Origin of the sequence: Dysgonomonas massiliensis, from assembly GCF_900240225.1 — a bacterium.
Classification (GTDB): domain Bacteria; phylum Bacteroidota; class Bacteroidia; order Bacteroidales; family Dysgonomonadaceae; genus Dysgonomonas; species Dysgonomonas massiliensis.
In genome coordinates this window covers 1-23,766 of sequence record NZ_OEPV01000015.1, presented here as the reverse complement: position 1 = coordinate 23,766, position 23,766 = coordinate 1, and the positions used below count along the sequence as shown (strand labels likewise).

The 23,766-nt window shown below is 38.2% G+C and carries 15 protein-coding genes and 1 tRNA gene; 6 read left to right on the top strand and 10 right to left on the bottom strand.

What is annotated here, in order from left to right:
* Nucleotides 1-168 precede the first annotated feature (168 nt).
* The 4 genes from feoB to C1A06_RS14095 all read right to left on the bottom strand — a co-directional run bounded on the left by feoB (nt 169) and on the right by C1A06_RS14095 (nt 4,754).
* Complete coding sequence (feoB, locus tag C1A06_RS14110) at nt 169-2,658, bottom strand: ferrous iron transport protein B (RefSeq protein WP_101690790.1); 2,490 nt, start codon at nt 2,656-2,658, stop codon at nt 169-171.
* Nucleotides 2,659-2,961: 303 nt separating this feature from the next.
* Complete coding sequence (locus C1A06_RS14105; RefSeq protein ID WP_101690789.1) at nt 2,962-3,501, bottom strand: DUF4251 domain-containing protein; 540 nt, start codon at nt 3,499-3,501, stop codon at nt 2,962-2,964.
* A gap of 109 nt (nt 3,502-3,610) precedes the next feature.
* Nucleotides 3,611-3,994, bottom strand: a complete 384-nt coding sequence (locus C1A06_RS14100) for a DUF3037 domain-containing protein (RefSeq protein ID WP_101690788.1) — start codon at nt 3,992-3,994, stop codon at nt 3,611-3,613.
* Nucleotides 3,972-4,754, bottom strand: a complete 783-nt coding sequence (locus tag C1A06_RS14095; RefSeq protein ID WP_101690787.1) for a HipA family kinase — start codon at nt 4,752-4,754, stop codon at nt 3,972-3,974. The genes C1A06_RS14100 and C1A06_RS14095 overlap by 23 nt, the downstream gene beginning before the upstream one ends.
* Nucleotides 4,755-5,043: 289 nt before the next feature.
* Between C1A06_RS14095 and ppdK the strand changes: the two genes are divergently transcribed.
* A complete protein-coding gene (gene ppdK, locus C1A06_RS14090) occupies nt 5,044-7,785 on the top strand; it encodes a pyruvate, phosphate dikinase (RefSeq protein ID WP_101690786.1) in 2,742 nt (913 codons plus the stop codon).
* Between the two features lie 89 nt (nt 7,786-7,874).
* Here ppdK and crcB read toward each other — a convergent pair whose 3' ends face one another.
* Both crcB and C1A06_RS14080 read right to left on the bottom strand, forming a co-directional pair.
* On the bottom strand, nt 7,875-8,234 hold the full coding sequence (crcB, locus tag C1A06_RS14085) for a fluoride efflux transporter CrcB (protein ID WP_101690785.1): 360 nt from the start codon (nt 8,232-8,234) through the stop codon (nt 7,875-7,877).
* Nucleotides 8,235-8,263: 29 nt separating this feature from the next.
* A complete protein-coding gene (locus C1A06_RS14080; protein WP_101690784.1) occupies nt 8,264-10,561 on the bottom strand; it encodes a TonB-dependent receptor in 2,298 nt (765 codons plus the stop codon).
* A gap of 164 nt (nt 10,562-10,725) precedes the next feature.
* On the opposite strand from C1A06_RS14080, the gene C1A06_RS14075 reads away from it, so the two are divergent.
* The 5 genes from C1A06_RS14075 (at nt 10,726) to C1A06_RS14055 (ending at nt 18,214) form a co-directional block, all read left to right on the top strand.
* Nucleotides 10,726-13,173 (top strand): endonuclease MutS2, encoded by a 2,448-nt coding sequence (locus C1A06_RS14075; RefSeq protein ID WP_101690783.1) that lies wholly within the window; start codon nt 10,726-10,728, stop codon nt 13,171-13,173.
* Nucleotides 13,174-13,248: 75 nt separating this feature from the next.
* Nucleotides 13,249-13,857: a hypothetical protein gene (locus C1A06_RS14070; RefSeq protein ID WP_101690782.1), complete on the top strand. Its 609-nt coding sequence runs from the start codon at nt 13,249-13,251 to the stop codon at nt 13,855-13,857.
* Nucleotides 13,858-13,859: 2 nt separating this feature from the next.
* Nucleotides 13,860-14,156, top strand: coding sequence for a winged helix-turn-helix domain-containing protein (locus C1A06_RS14065; RefSeq protein ID WP_101690781.1), 297 nt, complete (start codon nt 13,860-13,862; stop codon nt 14,154-14,156).
* A gap of 60 nt (nt 14,157-14,216) precedes the next feature.
* Nucleotides 14,217-15,557 (top strand): cell envelope integrity protein CreD, encoded by a 1,341-nt coding sequence (gene creD / locus C1A06_RS14060; RefSeq protein ID WP_101690780.1) that lies wholly within the window; start codon nt 14,217-14,219, stop codon nt 15,555-15,557.
* A 95-nt stretch (nt 15,558-15,652) separates the two neighbouring features.
* Nucleotides 15,653-18,214, top strand: coding sequence for a S9 family peptidase (locus C1A06_RS14055; RefSeq protein ID WP_101690779.1), 2,562 nt, complete (start codon nt 15,653-15,655; stop codon nt 18,212-18,214).
* Between the two features lie 74 nt (nt 18,215-18,288).
* Here C1A06_RS14055 and carB read toward each other — a convergent pair whose 3' ends face one another.
* The 4 genes from carB to C1A06_RS14035 all read right to left on the bottom strand — a co-directional run bounded on the left by carB (nt 18,289) and on the right by C1A06_RS14035 (nt 23,715).
* Nucleotides 18,289-21,507: a carbamoyl-phosphate synthase (glutamine-hydrolyzing) large subunit gene (gene carB, locus C1A06_RS14050; protein WP_101690778.1), complete on the bottom strand. Its 3,219-nt coding sequence runs from the start codon at nt 21,505-21,507 to the stop codon at nt 18,289-18,291.
* Between the two features lie 25 nt (nt 21,508-21,532).
* A complete protein-coding gene (gene carA / locus C1A06_RS14045) occupies nt 21,533-22,603 on the bottom strand; it encodes a glutamine-hydrolyzing carbamoyl-phosphate synthase small subunit (RefSeq protein ID WP_101690777.1) in 1,071 nt (356 codons plus the stop codon).
* Nucleotides 22,604-22,850: 247 nt separating this feature from the next.
* Nucleotides 22,851-23,489 (bottom strand): hypothetical protein, encoded by a 639-nt coding sequence (locus C1A06_RS14040; protein WP_101690776.1) that lies wholly within the window; start codon nt 23,487-23,489, stop codon nt 22,851-22,853.
* Between the two features lie 152 nt (nt 23,490-23,641).
* Nucleotides 23,642-23,715, bottom strand: a tRNA-Ile gene (locus C1A06_RS14035).
* Nucleotides 23,716-23,766: the final 51 nt, after the last annotated feature.

Here is a 23,766-nt window from a genome sequence, read left to right as displayed (position 1 = left end):
ACGTGTAATTGTAAACTATAATCCAAAAATCGGTTAAAAAAATCACAAAAACAAGCAGCGTATGTTAAAATTGAAGCTTACTTCTCAAAGAATCTGTGGTTTAAAACATAAAAGATGCATAAAATTAATTTTTATGCATCTTTATTCATGTCTATATTATGCGTTTTTCTACAAGAGTAAACTTCCAATTTGATATGTAGCAAAAGAAATAATCCAAGCTAGACTTGTAGTATAAATAATACTGAACGCCCCCCATTTCCACGAACCTGATTCTTCTTTTATAGCGGCGATTGTAGCAACACAAGGGAAGTAAATTAGCACGAATAATAATAAGCTTATAACTGTTAATGGAGTGAATGTTGAAGAACCATCAGGCTGCTTATCTTCCTTGATGCGTGTCTGTAGTGACTCCTGATTCTCAGCATCGCCAGTATAGAGTACACCGAGTGTGCTAACGACAATCTCTTTGGCAGCCATTCCTGATAAAAGGCTGACGCTTATTTTCCAATCGAAGCCAAGAGGACGCATAATCGGTTCTATGGTCTTGCCGATTCGGCCAATGTAAGAGTCTTCTTGCAATTCGGTGTTGTGTGCCTTTTCTGCTTCATCTATTTGATCTAGTTTGGTCGATTCATCTATCAATTTGTTTTCGAAAGCTTGCTCGATCTGTGCTATTTTGTTTTCCAGAGCTTGATCACTTTCTTTATTGAGTGGAAAATAGCCTAAAAACCAGATGATGATAGAAGCAATAAGAATAACGCCTCCCATTTTACGAAGGTATTGTGCCGATTTATCCCACATGTGAATTATCACAGCCTTGAAAGTTGGCATACGGTATGGCGGAAGTTCCATAACAAATGGGGTGTCTTCTCCTTTAAACATGGTTTTGCGGAATAAACGTGCAGAGAATACCGCTAGAAGGATTCCTATTAGGTATAGGCTAAATAATGCTGTTCCGGCATGATCGGGGAAGAAAATTCCGACAAACAACAGGTATACAGGTAGACGTGCGCTACACGACATAAATGGATTGATAAGCATGGTTATCATGCGACTATTACGGCTTTCGATAGTGCGCGTTGCTAATATTGAAGGAACGTTACAGCCGAATCCCATTACTAGTGGAATGAATGATTTGCCATGTAATCCCATTTTATGCATCACTTTATCCATAATGAAGGCGGCTCGAGCCATATAGCCCGAATCTTCCATGAAGGATATAAATGCATATAATATAAGTATATTAGGTAAGAAGACAATAACTCCTCCAACTCCTCCAATAATACCATCGACTATGAGATCTTTGAGCATACCATCGCTCATCACGCTTCTGACGTAATCGCCTAATAATCCGACACCATTTTCGATCCATTCCATTGGATATGCGCCTAATCGGAATGTGCATTCGAACATGATCCACATGAAAAGGAAAAATATTGGGAATCCCAGATATTTGTTAGTTATTACGGCATCGATGATTCGTGTACTTTCCGATTGATGTGTCTTTTGCTTGAATGTTTCTTTCAAAGCACCTGCAATAAAACCATAGCGAGCATTGGTTAGGATCGATTCGGTATCTTCATTCAATCGATCTTCTACTTCTTTGATTTGCGAATCTCGATACTCTAGGATTTCTTTGGCATTATCGAAGTTTTCTTTGATGTATAATTCTATATCGCTGTCTTTTTCCAATAGTTTGATCGAAATATAGCGACGTGTGAAAACCAAAGGCTCCTTCACGTTCTTTTCCTGGAAGATATTTAAACGGCTGATAGAGTTCTCGACAACATTTCCATAGTATACGTGAGCGCGTCTGACTGTTGGCTCGTTATTTTCGTAAACGCGAATAGCTGCATCAAAAAGTTCCTCAATTCCTTCTCCGGTTTTACCTACAGTAGGGATCATCGGCATGCCGATCATCTTGGATAGCATTTCGTAGTTGAACTCTGCACCGCTTGCTTTAAGTTCGTCATACATATTCAATGCTATTATCGTCTTTGCTTCCAGATCGATCAACTCTGTTGTAAGGTATAAATTGCGCTCTAGGTTAGAAGCTGCAACAACATTGATTATTACATCTGGTTTATTTTCGACTAAATGACGACGGACATACAATTCTTCTGGAGTGTAGGCTGATATTGAATATGTTCCTGGAAGATCGACTATTCGGAATGTATATCCTTTATATTTGAATTTACCTTCTTTCGAGTCTACGGTTACTCCTCCGTAATTACCCACATGTTCGTGTGAGCCAGATGAAATATTGAAAAGAGAAGTTTTCCCTGCATTTGGGTTACCTACTAGTGCGACAGTGATTGTCGGCTTTTTATTTGTTTGATTTGAAGAAAAATCAGAATTATGAATGTTTTCTACATTCGTTTCGAAAAGTAATTGTTCACTCTTTACAGATGAATCAGATGCACTTTGTATTTGATCTGGACTGGCAACTTCTATCAGTTGTGCTTCACTACGACGTAGCGAAACTTCATAATCCATGATTTTATATTTGATTGGATCTTTCAACGGAGCATTCAGGATAACTTTTACAGTTTTTCCTTTTACAAATCCCATTTCGAGGATACGCTTGCGAAAAGCTCCACTTCCATTTACTTTTACTATAATACCTTTCTCTCCGGTTTTGAGCTCAGATAAAAGCATAACGTTACTTGAAATTTTTTTAGTGAGTTACAAAGATGCATCTTTTTTGTCTAATAATCTTAAGATTTGATATATTATTTAGAATCGTTATAAAGATCAATTCTGCCATGTTCTTATCTACTTGATGAAAAGAAAAAGTAACAAAAGTGACAAATGTTTCGTGTTATCTTAAAATCTTTATTTCAAGGGAAATGACATTCTATTTTTTTACATATAGATAAAGTTTTATGAATTTGAGCACACAAAAAAAATATAGCTGAATCAGACTGATCCAGCTATATGATAATTTCACAGAGACTGCTTTTATAAAGCACGACCTTTATATATATTCGAGTCGTCGGTAGAGTATAAATAACCGGTAAAGGTTATCCTATTTCCGCTGAATGTAGGTAAAACAACAGCCGTGCAATAATTACTACCCTCTACCATTGTTACCATAACTGTAGCTGATAGGGCTGTGCCTTGTACATTCATGCTGAAGTCAATTACACCCTTTTTACTTTTCTTGTATTTGATATTGGATGCAATTCCATCCAATGTAATACCTCCTATGCCATTAGGACCGGCGTATGGCGAGTTGAAAGCTAGCTGTATCGTAGCTTGATTGTCTTTCAGTTTGATGAAATTCGTATTCGAGCTAACATTTGCATAGTTACCATACTTGAAAAGAATACGATTGGCTTCAATAACAAACTCGTTTTTTTCTAATGATGAAACTGCATTTTCGGATAAATAGGCTTCATAGGCTTTTTCTGCAGCAATCTGAGCCGGGTCTTTTTGTGACTGACAGCCTTGAAACAGCAATAACATTGCAGCAATTAATAATGTACTTACTTTTTTCATGACTTTTTATTTTAAAATTACAGAAAATGGGAAAAAGTATGAAACATATTATAGCAGTAAATAGGCTCGTAGTATTAAAAAATATAAATTGATCCTCGGATTACATCGCTTATAGCACCAATTCTTTGAACAAGCTGTCGAGTGTAGCATCTAGATCGTCCGAAAATCCGGTGTGCGGTCTAGATGTTTGCAAATTTGTGCTTCTTACGGCTGTCAACCAACGAAAGCGTTCCGGTGTGTCGTAACTGGCTATGCCATCTGCAGTTTTATTCCCTTGGCAAACTTTCTGAAATGATTGTAGGTTTTTCTCAAGGAACTCAATATCCACCTCATTCGGAAAAGCAGCTAGTCTCTCTTCGTTGATAGAATAAAGAACTCGCAGGTATTTCTCCTTTTTGCAAAAGAGGATAATACCAATATTAATAAATTCTTCGCGCTCAACTTTCGGAAGAACACGAATTACGGAATATTCATACAAGTGCTTTCCTGACATTCTGAGCTTCGTTTATAAATAAATGTGAGTTGTCTCTTCTTATTTTCATAAATTGCTTGTACACATTTCGGATATCTTCTACCGATTCGGTCTCGTTGTTCCAGTTGAGCCAATCGGATGGAATTGTATCTACTATCCGATCAATAACGTTATCGTCCAGTAACTCTTTGAATTGAATATCTACCTCAGGCAGCTTATCGGCATATTTTATCAATACATGATCCTTTACGTATGGAAAGGTGCTCAGTGCAGCTTTTTCCCAATTGTCCCATGTGTGATGGAAATAGAATGATGCTCCATGATCTATCAACCACAATTCACGGTGGAAAATCAGCATATTCGTGTTCTTGATTGTCCGATCTATATTGGTGATGAATGCATCTAACCATACTATTTGCGAAGCAGTCAATGCATCAACTTCCATAGCGACGGGATCGAATGTAAATGTAGGCGATAGAAAATGCAGTCCAAGATTCAAACCCCTGCTACCTTTCAGTAGATCTTGAATTTCTTCGTCACCTTCGGTACGCCCAAAAGCTTCGTCGAGATTAATAAAAACCAATTCGGGTAGTTTTAATCCCAGACGCTTAGCTATAAGTCCGCCCAAAAGTTCCGATACAAGCACTTTTGTCCCATGTCCCGATCCTCGGAATTTGACAACATACTTATATCCGTCATCAGCGTCGGCTAGTGCCGGCAGTGATCCCCCTTCTCGCAGAGGAAGAATATATCTGGTAACATTTACAGTTCGTAGATCCATTATCGTTTTTTCTAGTAGGTAAAATTGCTTTGTAAAAATACAAATAACTTTTCTAAAATCTAGTTTTCTGCCAATAATGCAACTTCTTCGCAGTTTTGAAATTAAATAGTTGGTTTTGTGTGCATGTTATTATACAATTTTTATTAATTTTAGAGGACAACCCAGCGTGCAAATAATTTGAAATGACCCCATATGATAAGAAAAACACTAATATATAACGATAACTAAACGAGTTCGCGTGACGTACTTGTTGCAATTATCAAAGCCTTTAATCAAACACATATTAAGTATGGAAAAAAAGAGAGTTTACAGATTTGGGAACGGACAAGCAGACGGACGTGCTGACATGAAAAACCTGCTTGGAGGCAAAGGCGCTAATTTGGCAGAAATGAACTTGATAGGGATACCGGTTCCTCCGGGATTCACTATAACCACTGAAGTATGTAATGAATACTATGAAATCGGTAAAGACAGAATCGTAGAAATGTTGAAACCAGATGTTGTAGAATCTATCAAATATCTGGAATCGGTAATGAAATCCGGATTTGGCGATGCTACAAATCCTTTGTTGGTTTCGGTACGTTCGGGTGCTCGTGCTTCGATGCCGGGTATGATGGATACAATTCTCGATTTAGGTCTGAATGACGAAATAGTAGAAGGCTTATCTAAGAAAACTAACAATCCTTGGTTTGCTTGGGATTCATATCGTCGTTTCGTTCAGATGTACGGCGATACGGTTCTAGGGTTGAAACCTGAAAATAAAGACGATGTCGATCCTTTCGAAGAAATAATAGATGAGGTAAAGGAGAAAAAAGGCGTCAAGCTTGATAGTGAGTTAGAGACTGAAGATCTTAAACTACTCGTTCAAAAATTTAAAGCGATTGTTAAAGAACGTACTGGAAAAGATTTTCCTAATGATGTTTACGAGCAGCTATGGGGTGCAATCTGTTCTGTTTTCGATTCGTGGATGAACGGACGAGCCATTCTTTATCGCAAACTTGAAGGTATTCCAGCCGAGTGGGGTACTGCTGTGAACGTACAAGCTATGGTTTACGGGAATATGGGTAATAATTCGGCCAGTGGAGTATGTTTTTCTCGTGATGCGGCTACCGGTGAAGATGTATTCAACGGAGAATATCTGATCAACGCACAAGGAGAAGATGTTGTAGCAGGAATTCGTACACCGAATCAGATTACAAAAGCAGCATCTTTCAAGTGGACACAGCTGATGGGAATCAGCGAAGAAAAACGTCAGGCAGAATTTCTATCTATGGAAGAAGCTATGCCTGAAATCTATGCAGAACTGAATTCGTATCAGCAGAAATTGGAAGATCATTACAAAGATATGCAGGATATGGAGTTTACGGTTCAAGAAGGTAAACTATGGATGCTTCAGACACGTAATGGTAAGCGTACAGGCTTTGCAATGGTTAAAATTGCAATCGACTTGTTGAAAGAAGGAAAGCTAAACGAGAAAGAAGCAATCACTAGAATTTCACCTAATAAGCTAGATGAATTACTTCACCCAGTTTTCGATCGCGAAGCATTGGCTAAAGTTAAATCAATTGCAAAAGGGTTACCTGCATCACCGGGTGCAGCTTCGGGTAAGATTGTATTCTTCTCGGAAGATGCTGCCAGATGGAATGAAACGGGACGTAAGACAATATTGGTACGTGTAGAAACTTCGCCTGAAGACTTGGCAGGTATGGCTGTAGTTCAAGGTATATTGACAGCTCGCGGAGGTATGACATCTCATGCTGCAGTTGTGGCACGTGGTATGGGTAAATGTTGTGTGTCGGGAGCCGGAGATTTGCAGGTAGATTATAAATCGCGAATCGTACGTATCGGAAACCTAGTTTTGAAAGAAGGGGATTATATTTCAATCAATGGATATACGGGAGAAGTTTATCAAGGACAAATTCCTACAGAGGCTGCAGAGCTTACACCTGAGTTTAAGACACTGATGGAACTTGCTATGAAATACTCACGGATGGAAGTATGGGCAAATGCTGATACTCCGGCCGAAGCCGAAAAAGCATTGAGTTTCGGAGCAAGAGGTATTGGCTTGTGCCGTACCGAGCATATGTTCTTCGAAGGAGAGCGTATAAAAGCTATGCGCGAAATGATTCTGGCTAAAAATACAGAATATCGTAAGATGGCATTAGCTAAGATGGCTCCATATCAGCAAGAAGACTTTAAAGGTATCTTCCGTGTGATGCACGATAAACCTGTTACAGTTCGCTTACTTGATCCACCTTTGCATGAATTTGTACCGCACGATGTAGCAGGTCAGGTAGAAATGGCGCAGGTTATGGGTATTCCGTTGGAAACTGTTCAGCGTCGTATCGAAATGTTGCAAGAGCACAATCCAATGCTTGGTAATCGTGGTTGCCGTTTGGGTAATACTTATCCCGAAATTACTGAGATGCAGACTCATTCGATTCTGAAAGCAGCTTTGGATCTGAAGAAAGAGGGAATACGTGCAGTTCCGGAAATTATGATTCCGATGACATCGTCGTTGAAAGAATTTAAGATTCAAAAAGAAATAGTGCTTGCAACTGCCGAAAAACTATTCGAAGAAGAAGGTGATCGTGTAGAATTTATGGTCGGAACAATGGTTGAAACACCGCGTGCGGCAATTACTGCTGATGGCATTGCTACCGAATCGCAATTTATGTCGTTCGGAACGAATGACTTAACGCAGATGACTTTTGGCTTCTCTCGTGACGACTTCTTCTCGTTCTTGCCAATCTATCTAGAAAAGAATATCTTATTACAAGATCCATTCCAGATTCTTGATCAAAAGGGAGTTGGTATGCTAATGGATCATGCTGTAAGGAATGCAAGGAAGAATAATCCGAAATATCAGATCGGAATTTGTGGAGAACATGGCGGTGAACCATCTTCGGTTAAGTTCTGTCATCGTATCGGACTCAATTATGTTTCTTGTTCGCCAATGCGGGTTCCTATTGCATGGGTATCGTCAGCTCAGGCTGTGATCGAAAATCGTCAGGATATATTTGATTTCTAAATATATTAAGTTTGAAAAAGAAACGAGGATATGGGTGAACCGCCCTTATCCTCGTTTTGTTGTATGTCCAACATTATCCAATGTTAAGATCATTTGCTGACCTGAACCCCGAGCCATACGGCCAATAGTCCAAGTAAAACACTAAGCAAAGTGTATATTATTGCAATTGCAATTTGATTGTTCTGTATAAGATTCAGATTCTCGAAGGCAAAAGTTGAAAATGTTGTATATCCGCCGCAGAATCCGACAATAAGTAAAAAGCGTAAATTGTCATTCGAAGGGAAATAGCTGCTGAATAATCCGATGCAAAAACATCCGATGATGTTGATGAGGAATGTAGCCAAGGGGAATCCCATAAAGCTGAATTTGCTTATGTACGCCGACATCAGAAATCTGAATATACTTCCGGTGGCTCCTCCCAATCCGACAAAAACGATTTGCTTAATCATATTTCGGATGCAAATATAAAATATTTACATTAAAAAATACCCATTTTTATTCCAAGATAAAATGTTCTGGGTAATCCGGGGCCATACATATATCCTGCATCGCGAAGCATGCCTTTGTCAAAGTCTTTTTGGAAACTGTTGAATGCATTTTTTACACCGCCATTGACTTGTATGGTTAGTTCTTTTGTCAGCTTGAAGTCGTAAGCAAGACGTATCCCTAAATCGAAAAAATCTTTGGTGTGTTTCAGTATGTCATCTTCTATGTATCCTGCAAGATGAGGTACATACATACTACCCGTATAATTGCCCGAGAGCGAAATCATGAACTGTTTAGTAGGATTGATATTGGCAGCTAAGAATCCATAATAATCAGGCGTTCTGGTTAGCTTTTTCGTAAAAAGAGCAGATTCTATACCGTCTTCTTCGATGTCGACATTCCAAGCAATAGCCTTTTTATATTTGCTTTGTTGGAAAGTGAATCCTCCTTGAAGCTCGATCCAATTGGTTGGTCTTGCTTGCATCTCAAGGTTGATGCCTTTAATAGTTGCACCACTTCCATTTCTGCGCTCTTTCAAGGTATTTCCTTGTGCGTCTTTATTTATTTTGGCAAGGTAAAAAACATCATCAAGCTTGGTGTAGAAGCCGTCAATTACAATATTGAAATCGCATGAGCCAATCTCGAAAGTATAATCGAGACTACCGCTGATACTATGCGAATATTCAGGTTTCAGATCCTTTGAATTGCTTATCAGTGTTACGGCTCCTCCAACGGCAGTGACATGCAAATCTTCGTCGAATGTCTGAGGTGCGCGATATCCGGCAGCATAGCTTGCTCTGAAAATTAACGGCTTGATAGGTGTGTATCTGATATTTACTCGTGGACTGAAAATTGCATTATCAATTAGATTGTGTTTGTCAAGTCTTGCTCCTAATAATAGCGTCCATCGTTCGTCCTTCCATTCATTTTGGAAATATCCACCATAAATACGAGTGATCTGTTTGATATCACGTTTATAACCAATCATTTCATCGTGAAGATTATCGTAGTGGTATTCAAATCCAGCAGTTAGCTGCGAAGGCATGAACCATAGCTTGTCGAAGCTGTAAGCATATTGCGCACCAGAAGCAACTGTGATGTCTGAAGTATTGCCATAAGCATCTTCGTCATAATCGGCTCCATAATAAGTATCACGTTTTACGTCTTGCAAAGAGGTATATATATTGAAACTGTGCTTATAATCTGGGCTATACAACTGATAATTGATTCCTCCACCATGTATGCTGTGATTAGCCATCTCGGTGATTTGGGTTTGATGAGGTTGCAGATGCAAATGATCTCCTCCGCGACGATCTTCTTTGATGCGGTGATACTCAAGTGTCAGTTTACTGAAATGTGTAGGTTTGTAGAAAGAGCGAAATCCTCCACTATTTGAATCCAGTTTTCCTAGCTCTGAAAATTCGTCATCATCAGCATCCCAAGCTTTTCGGTTTCTGAACATTGAGAATAAATAAATTCCTGCTTTACGATCTTTTGTTATTAGACTTCCGTTTATGTTAACTGCATTGTCTGGAGAATTACCATCTATGAGAGATATCGTTTCGCTTACCGAGAAACCATTGCTCAATGGCTCTTTAGTGATGATATTAATTGTACCTCCTATGGCATTCGACCCGAATAGGGCGGAGCCTCCGCCACGAACAATTTCTACACGGTCGATCATATTACTAGGAATATGTTCGATGCCATATACACCTGCCAACGAGCTAAATATTGCTTTACTGTCGATTAGTATTTGCGAATAAGGACCTTCAAGTCCGTTGATTCTGACTTGTTGAAAGCCACAATTCTGGCAGTTATTTTCGACACGTAATCCGGTCTGGAAATTCAAGCCTTCAGCCAGATTGCAAGAGCTGGTTGTTTCGAAGAGTTTTTCGTCAAGAATTCCTACAATGACAGAAGCTTCTTTGCGTTTTGTTGCATTGCGATTTGCCGTTACGACGATTTCATCAAGAGCCACTTTTGATGGTTTTATTGTGAAGTTCAGAATGTTCTCGCCTTCATTCAGCTCTATACTTTGCTCTTCTTTGTTATAGCCCGAAATGTGTGCAATCAATGTCGTGAGGCCTTTGGGAAGATTGTTCAACGAGTAATTCCCATCAGAATCTGTTGACGTAGCAATATTTGTACCTTTTACGACAATTGTGGTGTAGGGAAAACCTTCTCCGGTTTCGGTGTCAGTAACATGTCCCCTCAAATGGGATTTTTGGCAGAAAGCACTTGTGCTTGATGCCAGCACAAATAATAGGATAAGTAATTTTTGGATCATTAGGTATTGTTTTTGGAATTCACAAAATTATGTTAAAATGGAATTTGTATCAATCACAATACCTTGTTATAAATAATACCCGATGTCACTATTATTAGGTATCATTTGTCGAATAACTTTGATTTGTTGTATCTTTGCATTCTGAAAATTTTAACTGAACAACAGTGATTTATCCCGATAATTTTGAGATCAAGATAGGCTTCGATAAAGTACGCCAATTGTTAGCAGCCAAATGTTTAAGCAGTTTGGGTAGTGAAAAAATAGACGAAATGAATTTTTTATCTGATTTTTCGACTATCAATACTTTACTTAGCGAAACAGAGGAGTTTATACGTATTATTCAAGAAGAGGACGATTTTCCGTCCAATTATTTTATAGATGTGCGTCCGGCATTGCGGGGCTTGCATGTTGAAGGAACTTGGATTGACGAGAGTGGCTTGTTTGATCTTCGCCGATCGTTACAGACTATCAGAGATATTGTTACTTTTTTTGCGAAAGATGAGGATGATAATACTCCTTATCCACATCTAAGTGCTTTAGCCGGAGAAGTTGCAATATTTCCTCAATTGCTAAAACAAATAGATATTATTCTCGATAAATTCGGTAAAATAAAAGACTCGGCTTCATCCGAGTTATTACGTATTCGACGCGAGATATTGAGCATATCAAGCGGTGTATCTAAAAGTTTGAATGCTATACTTCGCGCAGCTCAGAATGAGGGATTGGTAGATAAAGATGTTTCGCCAATGATGCGTGACGGTCGTTTGGTTATTCCTATCGCACCGGGATTTAAACGTCGGGTTAAAGGTATTGTACATGGCGAATCGGCAACAGGAAAGACTGTTTTTGTAGAGCCGGCAGAGGTTGTTGAGGCTAATAATCGGATTCGTGAGTTGGAAAGTGAAGAACGTCGCGAGATCATCCGCATATTAGTAGGTTTTACGAATGAACTGCGCCCGCTGATCGAAGATATTTTATATTCTTATGAGTTTTTGGCTCAGATAGATTTTATCAGGGCTAAAGCCATGTTTGCTCTGGATATAGATGCGATTAAACCAACGATGGAAGACAAGACTATTGTTCGTTGGTATAGGGCAAAGCATCCATTGCTATACTTATCGCATCGTAAGCAAAATCGCGAAATTGTACCTCTCGATATTGAATTAGAAGATGACAAGCGTTTGTTGATCATATCTGGTCCGAATGCCGGAGGAAAATCAGTTTGTCTTAAGACTGTAGGATTACTTCAATATATGATTCAATGCGGGATGCTGATTCCTTTGGATGAACGTTCGGTAGTGGGAATATTTGATCATATATTCATTGATATAGGTGACGAGCAGTCTATAGAAAACGATTTGAGTACTTACAGTTCACATTTGACGAATATGAAATTCTTTGTCAAAAATTGTGATAAAAAGACTATTCTTCTGATCGATGAATTTGGTGGTGGGACAGAACCTCAGATAGGTGGCGCTATTGCTGAGTCGTTATTGAAACGATTTAATGATCGTGGTGCATTTGGTGTGATAACTACGCACTATCAGAACTTGAAGCATTTTGCAAACGAGCATAAAGGTGTGGTTAATGGTGCAATGCTTTACGATCGTCATTTGATGCAGCCATTATTTACGCTTTCAATTGGAAACCCAGGAAGCTCGTTTGCCGTAGAGATTGCTCGAAAAATTGGTTTGCCCGAAGATGTAATTGCTGATGCTTCTGAAATTGTTGGTAGCGATTATATCAATATGGATAAATATCTTCAGGATATTGTGCGTGATAAGCGTTATTGGGAGACCAAGCGTCAGAGTATTCGTCATAAAGAAAAACATCTCGAAGAGATTACTGCCACTTACGAAAGCGATTTGCAAGATGTCGAAAAGCAGCGCAAAGAAATCATTCGTCAGGCTAAGGCTGAAGCTGAAAGGTTGTTGGCTGAAACAAATGCTAAGATAGAAAATACGATTCGTACGATAAAAGAAGCTCAGGCTGATAAAGAAAAAACGAAAATTGCTCGTACTGCTCTGAACGAATTTAAATCTGAGCTTGATGATAAACAAAGCGAACTACCAACGAAGTTGGCTAATAAGCTCAATCGTTTAAAGAATAAACAAAAAAACAAACCTGTTCAGAAAGAAATAAAAGAGCGTGAGATCGTAGTAGGTGATTTTGTTCGTATCAAAGGACAGACATCGATAGGCGAGGTGATGGAGATTAGTAAGAATACTGTTATTGTTGCTTTTGGTATGATAAAGACTACGACGAAACTCAATTCTTTAGAATATGTGAGTAAGACTCAGACTAAACGCGAAATGAAGATTACTACAGTTTCGGCAGCCGTCAGTGATGATATGCGTGCAAAGAAACTAAACTTCAAGCAGGATATTGATGTTCGTGGAATGCGTGGCGATGAGGCTTTGCAGGCTGTGATGTATTTTATCGACGATGCAATCTTGGTCGGAGTATCGCGTGTTCGTATTCTTCATGGAACGGGTACCGGAGCCCTTCGTCAGATTATTCGCGATTATCTCCGTACAGTTCCGGGTGTTTCACATTTTGCTGACGAGCATGTTCAGTTTGGTGGTGCTGGTATTACGGTAGTTGATTTATAATCTTTGTGTTAATTTTCTGTAATTGTATCTATGTTTCCAATATAATAATTTACTTTGCATTTCAAAGTGAAGGATATGAAAGCAAATAAAGATGATTTAAAGCATATACGTTTGATGATGGAACGGTCAACCAAGTTCCTTTCATTAAGCGGATTTTCTGGTATTGGTGCTGGTTTGGTTGCAATATTGGGTGCGCTGTGCGCTAAACTTATCTTGAATGATAAATTGTCCATTTTGGGTAATTATCTCTTTGATCTTACTTTCATTGCTTCGATTGTGATTATACTTGCCGCTTCTGTTGGTTATTACTTTTCTCTTCGTAAGGCAAAAAAAATGAATTCTAAATTTTGGATGCCAGTGACTCGTCAAATTGTAGCCGACTTTGCTATTCCAATGGTTACGGGAGGAATATTTAGCATCTTATTAATTTATAATCATGCTACGCATATGGTCGCTTCAGCTATGTTGATTTTTTATGGGTTAGCACTGATCAATGCAAGTTCTCGTACATATAAAGATATACGAGTCTTAGGTTTCTCCGAGATTATATTAGGTTTTCTTGCTGGTATATTCATTTATAATGGATTACTTTTTTGGACTATTGGTTTTGGTTTGTTACATATTGTTTATGGTATTGTAATGTATTATAGATATGACAAATCTGGAACGGATAAAATAGCTTGAGTATGAAAGATATTATATCCGGATTGAATAAGATCTTCGATAGCCGAGTCCGATTGGGCATTATGTCTGTTTTGGCTGTCAATGATAGTGTTGATTTCAATACTATGAAGGAATTATTGAATATTACGGATGGAAATTTAGCAAGTCACCTTAAGGCTTTAGAGAAAGAGCAAGTTATTTTAGTCAAGAAGCAATTTATTGGCAGGAAGCCTAACACTTCTTATGAGATAACAGCACTGGGAGCAAAACTATTTAAAGAACATATCGATGCACTTGAAAAATTAATTAATCCGTTATAATTTTTTTTATTTATATACTTTGAAATTCAAAGTTCTTTTAATTTATTAAATATATTTGTTATGGATACAAACAACATTACAATTAAAGCTTTGGTTGTAACAGCAATGGTAGTCGTATTATTATTGCCTATTGAGCTTGTTAAATCGCTTATTGGAGAGCGAAGTGCTGCACAAACAGAAGTAGAAAAAGAAATTGGTGAAAAATGGGGAGGAGGGCGTCAAGAGATTAAAGGCCCTATTTTGGTATTGCCTTATGTCGAAGAAGAATGGGTGATGGATGGTGTTAAAGGACAAGAAAAAGACAAGAAAGTAATTCAGAAAAATCTGTATTTTGCAGCTGATGAAATCAGTATTGTAGGTGACATCTCTGCCGAGGAACGTGCCAGGACCATGTTTAAAACACTAGTCTATCAAAGTAAAATGAATCTGAAAGGCTCATTTAAGTTTACTGATGAGCAGAAGAAAATGATTTCAGCTAAGCAGATTCTATATGATGAAGCATATATTATAGTCTCAATGACTAGTATGCGTGGGTTGAAGAATGAAGTTATAGCAGATATAAATGGTAGAAAAATTCAAGCAAAAAACCAAAGAAAAGATAATTCAATGATTTTGAATGGACTGGTTATTTCTGGAGTCTTTAATCAAGATGTCGATCCAGCTCAAGACGTTAATTTTGAATTTGATTTAGTTGTCAATGGAACTCAGAACTTGATATTCAATAATTATGCAAAGAATACACATATAGATATGAAATCAAATTGGGCAACAGTATCTTTTGGTGGTACTATTTTGCCTACAGAACGTCATTTCGAGAATGGTTTTAGTGCACAATGGGATATATACACAGAAAATTTTGGAGACTTGAATTCGCATATTGATGTTAATAACGAACTTGTGGAAATAGACCTTCGTTATCCAGTAAATGATTATCAGATGAATATGCGTGCCGTGAAATATGCTGTCATGTTCATAGCGTTGACATTTCTTGTGTTTTTCTTGGTTGAGTTGATTAGTCGGAAACGAATACATCCAATGCAATATATATTGGTCAGCTGTGGATTAATCTTATTTTATACATTATTACTTGCATTATCCGAGCATGTCGGATTTGATTGGGCATATCTTATATCATCCATTGCTATAATATCTTTAATATCAGCATATACATTATCAATATTCTCAAATCGTAAGCAAACTTTAATGATGGGTAGTTTTTTGGTAATGCTTTATCTTTATTTGTATGTCATTTTGCAGCTCGAAGATTTAGCGCTACTCTTTGGATCAATTGGCCTTTTCTTTGCTTTGGCAATAGTGATGTTTGTCTCTCGTAAAATTGATTGGTACAATTTGAGTGGAACAAAAGATCGTGATGATGATAATCAGAATGCAGATGAATAGTTAGTCTGATTTATATTGAAGCGGTATTGATAGATAAATATTCCTATATTTGTCATAAAGAATCAATACCGCTTATTATATAAAAAACTTTTTTGATGAATTTAAAATCACTATTAATTGCATTTCTAGTACTTTTCTCACTTAGTGCATTGGCGCAGAAGTCGCAAAATATAACTGAGATATACGGTCTGAATCCGGTAACAGTGCTGAATCCGATAATGATAGATTCGGTTGATATGAAAGGTGAAAAATTTACGAGTGCCAATCTTCTGAAGATGCCCTTATCAGTTCCTGATCATGACAAGTTTACTCGAATAATAAAAGCAGATACTGCCGGCTATTTTAAGTTGCATAGACCTGCTGAGAATGGAACTCTTAATCTGTTGTCGTTTTATGCCTCTTCACCGTCATATGCTAAAACTACTTTGAGGGTAACTTCTCCGAATATGCTGCAGGTTTATGTCGATGGCAAGTTAGTTGCAACAAAAGTTACTCAAGAGGATAGCTTGAAAGCGGCGAAATCAGTTACGACATCTTTAGTTGCCTATCCAAATAATAAACGTATTGTTGTAAAACTATTATCTACAGCTCGCGAAAGTTCTTATCCCGCTTTCAAGGCGACTATTGAAAAAGAAGATAAAGATGAAGAAATTCAAATCTTGACGAAGAAAAGCTCATCTCGTCCGTTCGAATTTAATGATGTACTCACTGGTCGTCGTGTGTCTTCAATGCAGATATCGCCTGAAGGAGATTATTGTTTGTTGACAGAGGTACATAATTATGGCGAAAAAGCAGATAGATATACTTATCTGTATAATTTGAAAAGCGGAGTCAAAACTCAGATTGCGTTTAATGGTTCGAAGAGAATGTTATCGTGGATGCCTACAACAAATAAAATGTATTATGTGCCTAAAGAAGGCGAAGTCTGTAAATTGGTAGAAATTGATCCGGCTACATTATCAGAAAAAGTGCTGGCTGAGAATGTGCCAAATGAACAGTTCATGTTTTCTCCCGATGAGAAAACGCTATACTATATGAAAGAAGAAAAAGGAGAACAGCCTAAAAATGATCTTAAACTTCTTTTAGCTCCTGAGGATCAGCAAGCCGGATTTAGAGATCGTTATTTTATTTATCGTCATGATTTGGAAACTGGACTATCGCAATTGCTGACATTTGGGAATAATAGTGCAGGAATACGTGATATTAGCTCCGATTCTAAGAATATGCTTTTATCTGTTTCGAAAAGAAAAATAACAGCTCGTCCGTTCTATGTGTCATCATTGTATAATTTGAATCTTGAAACAATGAGATTGGATACTCTATGGACTGACGAAACGTTTATCGGTGGAGTGTCTTTCTCTCCTGATAATAAGAAGCTACTGATTACCGGAGGTCCAGAAGCGTTTGGTGGAGTAGGGTTGAACATCGACAAGAAGCAGATTGCAAATAGTTATGATGCGCAAGCCTTTATTATGGATTTGTCAACTAAGCAGGTTGAGGCTATAACTAAGAATTTTGATCCGAGTATAAATAATGCTTCATGGAATGAGTATGATGGACTGATTTATTTCACTACTACCGATCGTGATTGTGTCAATGTTTATAAATACGATACTTCATCAAAAGAATATACAAAGTTAGATCTGAACGAAGAGATTATCAGAGCGTTCTATCCTGCTAAAAAGTCTTCAAGTGCAATCTATTTCGGTACGAGCATAGCTAATACCACTCGTGCCTATGCATATGACTTGGATGGAAAAGAATCAAAACTAATCAGTGATCCATTTGCAAAACAATTATCGGAAATTGAATTTGGTAAATATGGTGATTGGAATTTTAAAAGTTCGGCAGGGGTAACTATCGAAGGACGTTATTACTTGCCTCCTAATTTTAAATCGTCGAAGAAATATCCGATGTTAGTTTATTATTACGGAGGAACAACCCCTACGGCGCGTTCTTATGAGCATAACTATCCTCCACATCTGTATGCAGCAATGGGGTACGTTGTATATGTAGTTAATCCGAGTGGAGCGATAGGTTATGGACAGAAATTCTCGGCAATGCATGTCAATGCTTGGGGAAAACGTACAGCGGAGGATATAATTGAAGGAACGAAGAAATTTATACAAGAACATCCATTTGTTGAAGCAAGCAAAGTTGGCTGTCTAGGTGCTTCTTATGGCGGATTTATGACGATGTATCTTCAGACTCGTACTGATATCTTTGCTGCAGCAATGTCTCATGCAGGAATCAGCGATATAACAAGCTATTGGGGAGAAGGTTATTGGGGATATACATATAGTTCGGGAGCAAGTGCTCACAGTTACCCTTGGAATAATACGGATTTATATGTTAAGCAAAGTCCGTTATTCAGTGCCGATAAGGTTAAGACTCCTATTCTATTAATGCATGGTACTGATGATACGAATGTTCCTCCGGGCGAAAGTCTTCAAATGTACACTGCTTTGAAAATATTGGGTAAACCTGTTGAACATATCCGAGTGAAAGGAGAAAATCATGTGATTGCTAAATATCAGCATCGTATCGATTGGATGAATTCTGTAATGGCTTGGTTCGACTATTGGTTGAAAGGTGAAACCGGTTGGTGGTGTTCATTGTATCCCGAAAGCGATACTGCTAAAGCCGTGAAAAAGTAAATCAATCGCAATGTCAAATAAAAAAGCTTCGAGAATTTTCTCGAAGCTTTTCGTGTTATAGGGTAGGCGATCTACTATTCGTATTCGTCCCAAGCTTTAATTTCAAGCTCATCAACATTCAATTTGCAGAACGATTGAATAAATGCAGCCGCCAGACGTGAGTTTGTTAGCAATGGAACGTTATAGTCAATCGAAGCACGGCGAATCTTATATCCATTACTTAACTCTACCGAAGTGAAGTTTTTAGGGATATTCACTACCATATCAATTTCTTTGTTCTGAATCATTTCCAATGCATTTGGCTGCATATCATCCGATGGCCAGTATACTAGTTTTGCATCGATTCCATTTTCTACTAGGAATTTTTGCGATCCGCTAGTTGCATATATATCATATCCTTTCTGAGCGAGTAGGCGAGCTGATTCCAAAAGATCAACTTTCGATTTAGCAGGACCTGTTGAGAATAGAACCGATTTCTTCGGAACACGGTATCCAACCGAAAGCATTGATTTCAACATTGCATCGTAGAAGTCATCACCGATACAACCTACCTCTCCGGTCGAAGCCATATCCACTCCTAATACAGGGTCAGCTTTTTGCAGGCGAGAGAATGAGAATTGTGAAGCTTTGATTCCAACATAGTCAAGATCGAACATGTCTTTTGTCGGTTTCTCAACTGGTAGACCCATCATCACTTTAGTTGCCAGTTCGATGAAGTTTATCTTAAGTACTTTCGATACAAATGGGAATGAACGTGAAGCACGAAGGTTACACTCAATTACTCGCACACCGTTGTTCTTCGCAAGGAACTGCATGTTGAAAGGACCAGTGATTTGCAATTCTTTTGCAATCTTGTGAGCTACTTTCTTTATTTGACGTACAGTTTCTACGTACAAGCGTTGAGCAGGGAACTGGATTGTTGCATCGCCCGAGTGAACTCCGGCAAATTCAACGTGTTCAGATATAGCGTACATCAATATTTCGCCATTGTTTGCAACTGCATCGAATTCTACCTCTTTAGCATTCTCTATAAAGTCACTTACAACAACCGGATGTTTTTGAGATACTTCTGCAGCAAGGCTTAAGAAGTTTTCAAGTTCTTGGTCATTCGAGCAAACATTCATCGCAGCACCCGAAAGTACGTATGAAGGACGAATCAATACCGGGTATCCAACTTCTTTTACGAAATCTTTGATATCGCCTAGCGAAGTAAGTTCTTTCCAACGAGGTTGGTCTACTCCGATTCTATCAAGCATGCTCGAGAATTTGTGACGATCTTCCGCATTGTCAATATTCTTGGCAGAAGTACCTAGAATATTTACTTTCTGATGATCGAGGCGAAGAGCAAGGTTATTAGGAATCTGTCCACCCATCGAAAGGATAACTCCGTGAGGGTTTTCCAACTCGATGATGTCCATTACACGTTCGAATGTCAATTCGTCGAAGTACAAGCGATCACACATATCGTAGTCAGTCGATACTGTCTCAGGATTATAGTTGATCATTACCGAGCGGTAACCTTCTTTACGTACAGCCTGAAGAGCATTTACCGAACACCAGTCAAACTCAACCGATGATCCGATACGGTATGCACCCGAACCAAGAACGATAATCGATTTACGATCGCCCAGATATTTAACATCGTTAGCCGATCCATTGTATGTGATATATAGATAATTTGTTTGAGCTGGATATTCTGCTGCAAGCGTATCGATTTGTTTTACACAAGGTACGATTCCGTATGCTTTACGTTGGCGACGTACTTCAAGAGAAGCTTCTTCTGCAGCGTTCGAATCTTTACAGATCAATTTTGCAATCTGGAAGTCAGAGAATCCCATTTTCTTAGCCGAACGGAGCAGATCAACAGGAAGCGACTTGATATCGTCGTATCTTTCTATTTCTTTCGAGCATCTGAAAATATAGTTCAATTTCTGTAAGAACCAGCGGTCGATTTTAGTTAGATCGTGAATCTGATCAACTGTATATCCTAGTTTGAATGCTTTCTCGATAACGAAGATACGCTTGTCGGTAGGATTTTTAAGAGCTGAGTCTAAGTCATCTACTTCAAGATCTTTGTTGGCCGCAAATCCGTGCATTCCGATGTTGATCATACGAAGACCTTTTTGTATAGCTTCTTCGAATGTACGGCCGATTGCCATGATTTCACCAACCGATTTCATGCTCGAACCGATTTCTTTCGATACTCCGTGGAATTTACCTAAATCCCAACGAGGTATTTTTACTACGATGTAGTCAAGTGCTGGTTCGAAGAATGCAGATGTAGATTTAGTAACAGAGTTTTTCAACTCGTATAAACCATATCCTAGTCCAAGTTTAGCTGCAACGAAAGCCAATGGATATCCAGTCGCTTTAGACGCTAAAGCTGATGAGCGGCTAAGACGTGCATTTACTTCGATCACGCGGTAATCTTCCGATTCAGGGTCGAATGCATATTGTACGTTACATTCCCCAACGATTCCGATGTGGCGAACGATGCGGATAGCAAGTTCACGAAGTTTATGTACTTCCGAGTTTGTTAGTGTTTGCGATGGAGCAACAACGATACTCTCTCCGGTGTGGATTCCAAGTGGGTCGAAGTTTTCCATGTTACAAACTGTCATACAGTTGTTGTATTTGTCGCGAACAACTTCGTACTCGATTTCTTTCCACCCTTTTAGCGATTTTTCAACTAAGAGTTGAGAAGAATATGCAAGTGCTTTTTCAGCCAATGCACGAAGTTCTTGCTCATTGTCACAGAAGCCTGATCCTAGTCCACCAAGTGCGTATGCTGCACGGATGATAATCGGATATCCAAGTTCTTCTGCTGCTTTTACTGCATCTTCGATTGTCCCTACAGCGTGACTTTTGATAGTTTTAACATCAATTTCGTCAAGTTTCTTAACGAACAAGTCACGGTCTTCAGTATCCATGATCGCTTGGATTGGAGTACCTAGTACGCGCAGGTTATATTTTTCAAGGATTCCAGTTTCGAATAACTGAACCCCACAGTTCAATGCTGTTTGTCCACCAAAAGCTAGTAAGATACCTTGAGGTTTCTCTTTTTGTATAACTTTTTCTACAAAGTACGGAGTGATAGGCAAGAAATAAATCTTGTCAGCACTGCCTTCCGAAGTTTGTACTGTGGCAATGTTTGGGTTGATAAGTACTGTTTCGATTCCTTCCTCTTTCAAAGCCTTCAAAGCTTGCGATCCCGAGTAGTCGAATTCGCCTGCTTCACCGATCTTAAGAGCTCCTGAACCAAGGACTAATACTTTTTTTACATCTATATCCATTATACTTTCTGATTTATATGGTGGATTATAATTTATCTATAAACATTTTGAAAATGAAATCTGTATCAGTAGGACCACTTGCCGCTTCGGGGTGGAATTGTGCCGAGAAGAAAGGTTTGGTCTTGTGCTGAATTCCTTCGTTGGTTCCGTCATTCAGATTCACGAATAGTGGTTCCCAATCTTGACCTAGAGATGAGTTTGATACTGCATATCCGTGATTCTGAGATGTAATGAAGCATCTTTCCGAGCCTACCATTCTTACTGGTTGATTGTGACTACGGTGTCCGTATTTCAATTTGTATGTACTTGCACCTCCAGCTTTAGCTAGTAGTTGGTTCCCCATGCAAATACCGCAAATAGGTTTGTTGCGTTCCATTGCTTTTCTGATGTTGGCAACTGTTATATCGCAATAGTCAGGATTGCCTGGTCCGTTAGAGATGAACAAACCATCCCATTCCATTTCATTGAAGTCGTAGTCCCATGGCACACGAATCAGTGTTACATCGTATTTAAGAAGGCATCTGATGATGTTGTGTTTGATTCCACAATCTACTAGTACTACTTTCTTAGATCCGTTTCCGTATGTGATAACTTCTTTACAAGATGCTGCAGCTACTAGATTCTCCGAATTAGGATCGTAGAAATCTACTTCATTTTCATTTTCAAATACGATCTTGCCTTTCATTGATCCTTTTTCGCGGATCATTTTAGTTAGTTCACGTGTATCGATGTCATATATTCCAGGTATATCATTCTCTTTAAGCCATTCGCCCAAACTCTTTTTTGCATTCCAGTGAGAGTATTCGTGTGAATAGTCCGATATGATCAATCCATTTACATGGATCTTTTCAGATTCGAAGAATGTTGAAATACCATCTGTTGTGGTATTAGCTGGAACACCATAATTCCCGACAAGAGGAAAAGTTACTACTAGTAACTGTCCCATGTATGAAGGATCTGTAAGGCTTTCTGGGTAGCCTACCATTGCTGTACTAAATACAACTTCGCCCGAGTTAGGCTTTTCTGCTCCGAAAGATTTTCCTTCGAATACAGTTCCGTCGTCAAGAATAAGTTTGATCGATTTGTCTTGTTGCATCTTTGATTATCTATATATTATTAATGAGTTATTTAATTGATCTTACAAAAGTATTAAAATAAAAAAGGAACGAGATATTTGTTATATCTGTTCCTTTAGATTTTATCGTTTTTTAAATATAATTTTTCTTTCAATTTTTGCATTGTTTCAAATATTCATTTATATATGTGAATTGAATATCTGAGGCACAAAAGTACAAAATATTAGATATGTGTGCAATTATATATTACATTATTTGCAAATAATTTTACTGCTTGGTTGCTGATACTTTTATCTCTTTGAAATTTTTTTCATAGTTCTGTATTTCTTCTTTTGTCAAAGCAAAGCTTATAAGTGTATATTTGTAATCGTTGTCTTCTGTTTTAGTGGCTATGCCTTCTTTCTTTAGGAAAACATTATTGTCAGTATCACAGAATTCGAATGTACAAGTATAAGTGCCTTCTTGATTTATTATAAAATAAGCATCGAACGACGAAGCGTTTTTATATTTAGCGATATAATCCAATTTGATACCTTCAACTAAATTCTCTGAGTAGGAGATAGTGCTATAGTGTTCTTTTAGTTCGCTATCAAGCCCATTCAATAAACCATCGACAGTTTGTACTAATGTACGTCCGCCTATAGATGCGACCTTCTCTGCATGTTGATCAAGCTGTTTATCTAAACTGCGTCCTAAGCCTAACGCGATGCTATTTGCTGCATTAGCAGTCTTTTCTGCTAATGATGCACCATTTTCATCAATTGCTTCAGCTACGCCTTCCGCTGCACTCATTGTTACCTCAGTAATTTTTTTGCTTGTGTCTTTAACGCATCCTTTACAAGAAGTGAAGAGCAGGAACGTTGCCGAAATAATTCCAGAAAATAGATATAAGAGATTCTTGTTCATGATTGAGTTGTGTTAAATTGATATTACAATGTTCTTTACGAATATACTAAATTATTTTGATTTAGTATATCAAATGTATAAATGCAACAAGAGCTATAAACCTTTCGATTTACAGCTCTTATCTTATTCATTTCATCTTTCTATTTGTGTTGTAGTCCCAGGCAGATTTGAACTGCCGACCTCTACATTATCAGTGTAGCGCTCTAACCAACTGAGCTATAGGACTGGCATTACATCTTTCTATTCAAATCTTTACTGTTAGTTACTACAGCTTCAA